The organism is Streptomyces sp. NPDC024698, from assembly GCF_055559015.1.
The window spans coordinates 1,033,672-1,041,012 of the sequence record NZ_JBVHLK010000001.1; the positions used below are offsets into that span (position 1 = coordinate 1,033,672).

Below are 7,341 nucleotides of genomic sequence, written 5' to 3' on the forward strand. Positions count from 1 at the left end.
CCATTAACTAAATCGTTACCTGGCGTGACAAGTCACACAGCTCGGCGAGAGCCTCAGCCGTCACGGGCGAAACAACGCCCTCTTCGGTGACGATCGCCGTGATCAACTCCGGCGGCGTCACGTCGAACGCCGGGTTGTACGCCTGGGTCCCCAGGGGTGCCACAGGTATACCTCCTCCCGGCTCCGTCCCCGCCACCGGTACCTGCGGAGCTGCGATCTCCGTCACTTCATGACCCGCGCGCTGCTCGACCTCGATGGATCTGCCGTCGGGCGTGTCCGGGTCGATCGTCGTCACCGGCGCCACCACGACGAACGGCACATGGTGGTACCTGGCCAGCACCGCGAGCGGATAGCTCCCCACCTTGTTCGCCACCGAACCGTCGGCGGCGATGCGGTCGGCCCCGATGAGCACCGCGTCCACCTCCCCGGCCGCGAACAGCGAACCCGCAGCGCTGTCCGTGAGCAAGGTGTACGCCATGCCGGAGCGCGCGGCCTCGTAGGCCGTCAGACGGGCACCCTGGAGCAGGGGCCGCGTCTCGTCCACCCACAGCCGCCGCAGCCGCCCCGCCCGGTGCGCGGCGAGCACCACGGCGAACGCGGTGCCCTCGCCGCCGGACACCAGCGCTCCGGTGTTGCAGTGCGTGAGCACCCGGTGGCCGCCGCCCGGCATCAGCTCGTCGAGCAGGGCCAGCCCGTGCCGGGCCATACGGGAGCTCGCCTCGGCGTCCTGGCGGTGCAGCACCCGCGCCGCGTTGAGCGCCGCAGCCGCGGCCGCCGCCTGGTCGCCGCCCGCGGAGAGCGCCGCCCGGTGGGCCGCCTGCGCCCTGCGCACGCCGACCGCGAGGTTCACGGCGGTGGGCCGGGCAGCGGCCAGCGCGTGGGCGGCCTCGTCCACGTCGAAGCCGCGTACGGCGGCGAGCGCGACGCCGTACGCCCCGGCGATCCCGAGCAGCGGGGCCCCGCGCACGGCGAGCGTGCGGATCGCCTCCACCAGCGCGGGCGCGTCCGTGCACACGAGCTCGACCTCCTCGGCGGGAAGCCGCGTCTGATCGAGGAGGACCACCACAGGGCCCTCTGGCGGCTCGTGCCAGCGGATCGCGGGTATCTCCGTCGGCCCGCTGTCCTCGCGGGATTGCGCGTAGTGATCGGCCATCCACTCAGTCTGCCCCGTATCCGGCGGACAATTGAAGGTGTGCAGCCCATACGGGGGCCCGCCACTTGACGGGCACGCCGTGACACGATGACTGTCAACCTGCCGCCGCGACCGCGGGACGGGCACCGTGAAGGAGCGACGATGAACGACACTCCGGGCTGGGCATCGCCCGGATCCGCCCCCTCCGGCGCGAAGGAGCCGGACTCGTCCGGCACCCCGGGGCCTGCGGACCAGGGCGGAGCGAACCCGCCCGAGCAGCCCTCGAAGTGGTCCAAGGAACAGCCACCGCCCGCCCAGTGGTCCGCGCCCGGAGCGCAGACGCCTCCGCAGGCCCCGCCGCCCGCCGCACCCGGCCCCGGCTGGGGCGGCCGGCCTCCCGGCGGCCAGAACGGCGGGTACGGCGGCCGGTCGGGTCCTGGACCCGGACACGGCGGACCCGCGGGCTGGGGAGGCAACTGGGGCCACCAGCAGGCCGCCGCCAAGCCCGGAGTCATCCCGCTGCGCCCGCTCGGTATCGGCGAGATCCTCGACGGCGCCGTCTCGACCATGCGCGGCTACTGGCGCACGGTCCTCGGCATCTCGCTGAGCGTCGCCGTCGTCACACAGATCGCCGTCATCCTGCTCCAGGGCTTCGTCCTGGACGACAGTGCCGACACCGAGGCGCTCAACGACCCGAGCGCCACCGTCGGCGAGCTGACCCGGGCCATGGGCAGCACCCTGCTCAGCTCCGGCCTCGTCCTGCTCGTCACCCTGCTCGGCACCATCGTCGCGACCGCCCTGCTCACCTCGGTGACCAGCCGCGCCGTCATCGGCAAGCCGGTGACCACGAGCGAGGCCTGGCGCGACGCCCGTCCCCAGCTGGCCAAACTGTTCGGCCTGACCCTGCTGCTCCCGCTCATCGCCATCGCGGTCATGACCGTCGGCGCGCTGCCCGGACTGCTCGCGGTGGCGGCCGGCTCGCACGACGGCGGAGTCGCGCTCGCCGTCCTCGGCGCCTTCGCCGCAGGCTTCGTCGCCCTCTGGCTGATGATCCGCTTCTCGCTCGCCTCTCCCGCCCTGATGCTGGAGAAGCAGGGCATCCTGAAGTCGATGCGCCGCTCCGCGAAGCTCGTACGCGGCTCCTGGTGGCGGGTGTTCGGCATCCAGCTGCTCGCCACGATCATCGCCAACATCGTGGCGTCGATCATCGTGATCCCCTTCGCCGTCCTCGCCGCCGCCCTCAGCGGCGACGGCTTCGCCGGCTTCCTGGACAACTCCGCCGGCAACCTGGGCTGGACCTTCCTCATCGTCAGCGGCATCGGCTCGGTGATCGGATCCATGATCACCTTCCCGATCACCGCGGGCGTCACGGTGCTCCTGTACATCGACCGGCGCATCCGCCGCGAGGCCCTCGACCTCGATCTCGCCCGGGCCGCCGGCCTCCAGGACTACGGCACCGGGGCCTCCGGCACCACACCCGGGAGCTGATGCGGTGAACGGGGCGGGGGGAGTCGGAACGGCGGTACTCGCGGGAGAGCACACCGGGGCCACAGCGGTCCTCGCGGGACAGCACAGCGGGGCGACAGCGGCATTCGCGGGACCGCGCACCTGGGCGGGAGCGGTCCTCGCGCTGCCGCGCGGCGGCACACCACCGGTGACCACGCCGCGCGAAGCCGCCCGGGAGGCGGCCCGACGCGAACTGTCCAAGCGGATGTACCACGAGAACGACCCCGGCCTCGTCCGGCGCGCCCTGAACGCCTTCTGGGACTGGGTCGACCGGCTGTTCGGCGCCGCCTCGGCCGCTACACCCGGCGGAACCCTCGGACTCGTCGTCATCGTCCTCGCGGTGGTGGCGGTCGTGACGGCCCTGTGGTGGCGCCTGGGCACCCCGCGCCGCTCCCCCGCCTCCTCCGCCGCCCTCTTCGACGACCGCCCCAGGAGCGCCGCCGAACACCGCGCCGCCGCGGAGGCACACGCCGCCCAGGACCACTGGAGCCAGGCCGTCCAGGAACGGATGCGCGCCATCGTGCGGTCCCTGGAGGAACGCGCCCTGCTCGATCCACGCCCCGGCCGCACGGCCGACGAGGCGGCAGCCGAGGCGAGCCGCTCCCTGCCCTCCCACACCGACCGGCTGCGCACCGCGGCCCGCGCCTTCGACGACATCACGTACGGCGGCCGCTCCGGCGACCCGCGCGCGTACCAGCGACTCTCCGAGCTCGATCGCGACCTGGAGCGCACCAGGCCCGTACTCGCTGACGACGCCCACCGCAGCACGGACCGGAACACGGCCCACGACAGCCACCACGGGGCCGCCTCATGACCGAGGCCGCCCCCGCCCCCACCTCGTCCTCGCCCACCGCCCGCCAGGTGTGGACCCGCACCCGTGGGGTCGTCCTCGCGCTCGTCCTCCTGCTGGTGGCCGCCGTCGCGATAGCCGCGGTCCGCTCGGACGCCCGGCACGGCCGCCTCGACCCGCGCTCCGCGGACCCCTCCGGCAGCCGGGCACTCGCCCAGCTCCTCGCGGACCAGGGAGTCCCCACCCGTGTGGTCACCACCCTCGACGAGGCCCGCTCCGCGGCCGGCCCCGACACCACCCTGCTGATCGCGGCCCCCGACCTGCTGACCAAGCATCAGCAGAGCCTTCTGCACGCGGCGACACAACGCTCTGGCGGCCGTACGGTCCTGGTCTCCCCCGGAACTCCCTCCCTCGGCACCCTCGCCCCCGGCGTCACCGCCGACCCCGCGGTCAGCTTCGACTCGACGCTCGCCCCCCGCTGCGCCCTGCCCGCCGCCCTCCGCGCGGGCGACGCCGACACGGGCGGCATCCGCTACACCACCACCGACCCCGACGCCGACACCTGCTACCCCGGCGACGGACTGCCCACGCTCCTGCGCGTGCCGGCCCGCTCCGCGGGCGGCGACACCGTCGTGCTCGGCGCTCCCGACATCCTCTACAACGACCGGCTCGACGAGCAGGGCAACGCCTCGCTCGCGCTCCAACTCCTCGGCTCCCGCACCCATCTGGTCTGGTACCTCCCCTCGCTCTCCGACGAATCGGCCACCGGCACGGGCCGCCAGAGCTTCTTCGACCTGCTCCCTTCGGGCTGGCTCTGGGGCACACTTCAGCTCTTCATCGCCGCCGTCCTGGCAGCCCTGTGGAGGGCACGCCGCATGGGCCCCCTCGTACCCGAACGGCTTCCCGTCGCGATCCGCGCCTCCGAGACCGCCGAAGGCCGCGCCCGCCTCTACCGCAAGGCGTCCGCCCGCGACCGCGCGGCCACCGCTCTCCGCTCCGCCACCCGCACCCGCCTCGCCCCCCTCATCGGTGTGTCCCCGGCCCAGGCCCATGCGCCCGAGACCCTGCTCCCCGCTCTGGCCGCCCACTTCCACGGCGACACACAGGCCTTGCTCCCGCTGCTGTTCGGGCCGCCGCCCCGCGACGACTCGGCCCTCGTCTCCCTCGCCGACCAACTCGACGCCCTCGAAAGAGAGGTACGCATTTCATGATGGACCCGACCACTGACAACGCCGGGTACACCGGGGACGCGGACACCGCCCGCTCCTCCCTGGAAGCCCTGCGCACCGAGATCGCCAAAGCCGTGGTCGGCCAGGACCCCGCTGTGACCGGCCTCGTCGTCGCCCTCCTGTGCCGCGGACACGTCCTCCTCGAAGGAGTCCCCGGAGTGGCCAAGACACTCCTGGTCCGCGCCCTCGCGTCCGCGCTGGAACTCGACACCAAGCGTGTCCAGTTCACCCCCGACCTCATGCCGAGCGACATCACCGGCTCCCTCGTCTACGACGCCCGCACCGCCGAGTTCTCCTTCCAGCCCGGTCCGGTCTTCACCAACCTCCTGCTCGCCGACGAGATCAACCGCACGCCTCCCAAGACCCAGGCCTCCCTGCTGGAGGCGATGGAGGAACGTCAGGTCACCGTCGACGGCACCCCCCGGCCTCTCCCCGAGCCCTTCCTCGTCGCAGCGACACAGAACCCGGTCGAGTACGAGGGAACGTATCCGCTCCCCGAGGCCCAACTGGACCGCTTCCTGCTCAAACTGACGATCCCGCTGCCCTCCCGCCAGGACGAGATCGACGTCCTCACCCGCCACTCCGAGGGCTTCAACCCGCGCGACCTGCGGGCCGCCGGGCTGCGCCCCGTGGCCGGAGCCGCGGACCTCGAAGCGGCCCGCGCCGCGGTCGCCAAGACAGCCGTCTCCCCCGAGATCACCGGCTACGTCGTCGACCTGTGCCGCGCGACCCGCCAGTCGCCCTCGCTCACCCTCGGGGTCTCCCCCCGCGGCGCGACCGCCCTGCTCGCCACGGCCCGCGCCTGGGCCTGGCTGACCGGCCGCGACTACGTCATCCCCGACGACGTCAAGGCCCTGGCCCTGCCCACCCTGCGCCACCGCGTCCAACTCCGCCCCGAGGCCGAGATGGAGGGCGTGACGGCCGACTCCGTCATCAACGCGATCCTCGCCCACGTGCCGGTCCCCCGCTGATGGCCCTCACCGGACGCGCCGCTCTCCTGGCCGCCGTGGGCGCCCTCCCTGTGGGCATCTGGGGGCCCAGTTGGACAGGCATCCTCGCCGTGAACGTCCCCCTGGCTCTGGCCTGCGCCTGCGACGCCGCCCTCGCGGCTCCCGTACGCCGTCTCGGCCTCACCCGTTCGGGGGACACCTCGGTGCGTCTCGGTGAATCCGCCGACGTCACCCTCACCGTCACCAATCCCTCCGGCCGGCCGCTGCGCGCACACCTCCGGGACGCCTGGCCGCCGAGCAGTTGGGAACCCGGCACGGAGGTCGAGGCCTCCCGTCACCGTCTGACGGTCCCCACCGGCGAACGCCGCCGCCTGACGACCCGTCTGCGCCCCACCCGACGCGGCGACCGTCGGGCCGACCGCGTCACGATCCGCTCGTTCGGCCCCCTCGGTCTGTTCTCCCGTCAGGGCAGCCATGAAGTCCCCTGGGCCGTACGCGTCCTGCCCCCTTTCACCAGCCGGAAGCATCTCCCCTCCAAGCTGGCCCGGCTCCGCGAACTCGACGGCCGCACCAGTGTGCTGACACGGGGTGAGGGAACGGAGTTCGACAGTCTGCGCGAGTACGTCCCCGGTGACGACACCCGTTCCATCGACTGGCGCGCGACAGCCCGCAGGTCGACGGTCGCCGTACGCACCTGGCGTCCCGAGCGCGACCGCCACATCCTGCTGGTTCTCGACACCGGCCGGACCTCCGCGGGCCGCGTCGGCGACGCCCCGCGCCTCGACGCCTCCATGGACGCGGCCCTGCTCCTCGCCGCCCTGGCCTCCCGCGCAGGCGACCGGGTGGACCTCCTGGCCTACGACCGCCGGGTGCGTGCCCTGGTCCAGGGCCGCGCGGCGGGAGACGTCCTTCCGTCTCTGGTCAACGCGATGGCCGAGCTCGAACCGGAGCTCGTCGAGACGGACGCCCGCGGCCTGACCGCGACAGCGCTGCGTACGACCCCACGCCGCTCCCTGATCGTGCTGCTGACGACGCTCGACGCTGCCCCTGTCGAAGAGGGCCTGCTTCCCGTGCTCTCCGGCCTCACCCAGCGTCACACGGTGCTGCTGGCTTCCGTCGCGGACCCGCATGTCGCGCACATGGCGAAGGCCCGGGGCGACGTCGACGCGGTGTACGAGGCGGCGTCGGCGGCCCAGGCCGAGGCCGAACGCCGGCGTACGGCCGAGACACTGCGGCGACGCGGAGTCATCGTCGTCGACGCGACTCCGGACGATCTCGCGCCGGCCCTCGCGGACGCGTATCTGGCCCTGAAATCGGCGGGCCGGCTTTAGAGGACAGGGATGAGAAACAAGGGATGCGTCGGGTGATCACCAGACATCGGCGCTTTCAGAACTCTCCCTAAACGCAGAAAACCCCCGTACCGGTATCCCCGGCACAGGGGTTTTCTCAAAAATTGTTCGGCGGCGTCCTACTCTCCCACAGGGTCCCCCCTGCAGTACCATCGGCGCTGTGAGGCTTAGCTTCCGGGTTCGGAATGTAACCGGGCGTTTCCCTCACGCTATGACCACCGAAACTCTATGAAACTGTCAACCGGAGCCGTGGCACATGGCTACGACGGTTGTTCGTGGTTTCAGAACCAACACAGTGGACGCGAGCAACTGAGGACAAGCCCTCGGCCTATTAGTACCAGTCACCTCCACCCGTTACCGGGCTTCCAGATCTGGCCTATCAACC

The 7,341-nt window shown here is 72.4% G+C and carries 6 protein-coding genes and 1 rRNA gene; 5 read left to right on the plus strand and 2 right to left on the minus strand.

From position 1 onward, the window contains the following. Positions 1-7 precede the first annotated feature (7 nt). Positions 8-1,153, minus strand: a complete 1,146-nt coding sequence (mtnA, locus tag ACZ4AA_RS04415; protein WP_467595019.1) for an S-methyl-5-thioribose-1-phosphate isomerase — start codon at positions 1,151-1,153, stop codon at positions 8-10. 141 nt (positions 1,154-1,294) lie between these two features. On the opposite strand from mtnA, the gene ACZ4AA_RS04420 reads away from it, so the two are divergent. The 5 genes from ACZ4AA_RS04420 to ACZ4AA_RS04440 are packed head-to-tail and all read left to right on the plus strand — an operon-like array spanning position 1,295 to position 6,938. After that, on the plus strand, positions 1,295-2,620 hold the full coding sequence (locus ACZ4AA_RS04420; protein ID WP_467595022.1) for a DUF7847 domain-containing protein: 1,326 nt from the start codon (positions 1,295-1,297) through the stop codon (positions 2,618-2,620). Between the two features lie 4 nt (positions 2,621-2,624). Beyond that, the gene (locus ACZ4AA_RS04425; protein ID WP_467595025.1) at positions 2,625-3,452 is read left to right on the plus strand and encodes a DUF4129 domain-containing protein; all 828 of its coding nucleotides are present in this window, start codon (positions 2,625-2,627) and stop codon (positions 3,450-3,452) included. Then, positions 3,449-4,639 (plus strand): DUF4350 domain-containing protein, encoded by a 1,191-nt coding sequence (locus ACZ4AA_RS04430; RefSeq protein WP_467595028.1) that lies wholly within the window; start codon positions 3,449-3,451, stop codon positions 4,637-4,639. The genes ACZ4AA_RS04425 and ACZ4AA_RS04430 overlap by 4 nt, the downstream gene beginning before the upstream one ends. Next, positions 4,639-5,628 carry an AAA family ATPase gene (locus ACZ4AA_RS04435; RefSeq protein WP_467595033.1) on the plus strand — a complete coding sequence of 330 codons (990 nt, stop codon included), beginning with the start codon at positions 4,639-4,641 and terminating at the stop codon, positions 5,626-5,628. Before ACZ4AA_RS04430 ends, ACZ4AA_RS04435 begins: the two co-directional genes overlap by 1 nt. Continuing rightward, positions 5,628-6,938 carry a DUF58 domain-containing protein gene (locus ACZ4AA_RS04440; RefSeq protein ID WP_467595036.1) on the plus strand — a complete coding sequence of 437 codons (1,311 nt, stop codon included), beginning with the start codon at positions 5,628-5,630 and terminating at the stop codon, positions 6,936-6,938. Before ACZ4AA_RS04435 ends, ACZ4AA_RS04440 begins: the two co-directional genes overlap by 1 nt. Before the next feature lie 124 nt (positions 6,939-7,062). On the opposite strand, the gene rrf is transcribed toward ACZ4AA_RS04440, so the two are convergent. Continuing rightward, positions 7,063-7,179: ribosomal RNA gene (gene rrf / locus ACZ4AA_RS04445) — 5S ribosomal RNA — on the minus strand. Between the last annotated feature and the right edge of the window lie 162 nt (positions 7,180-7,341).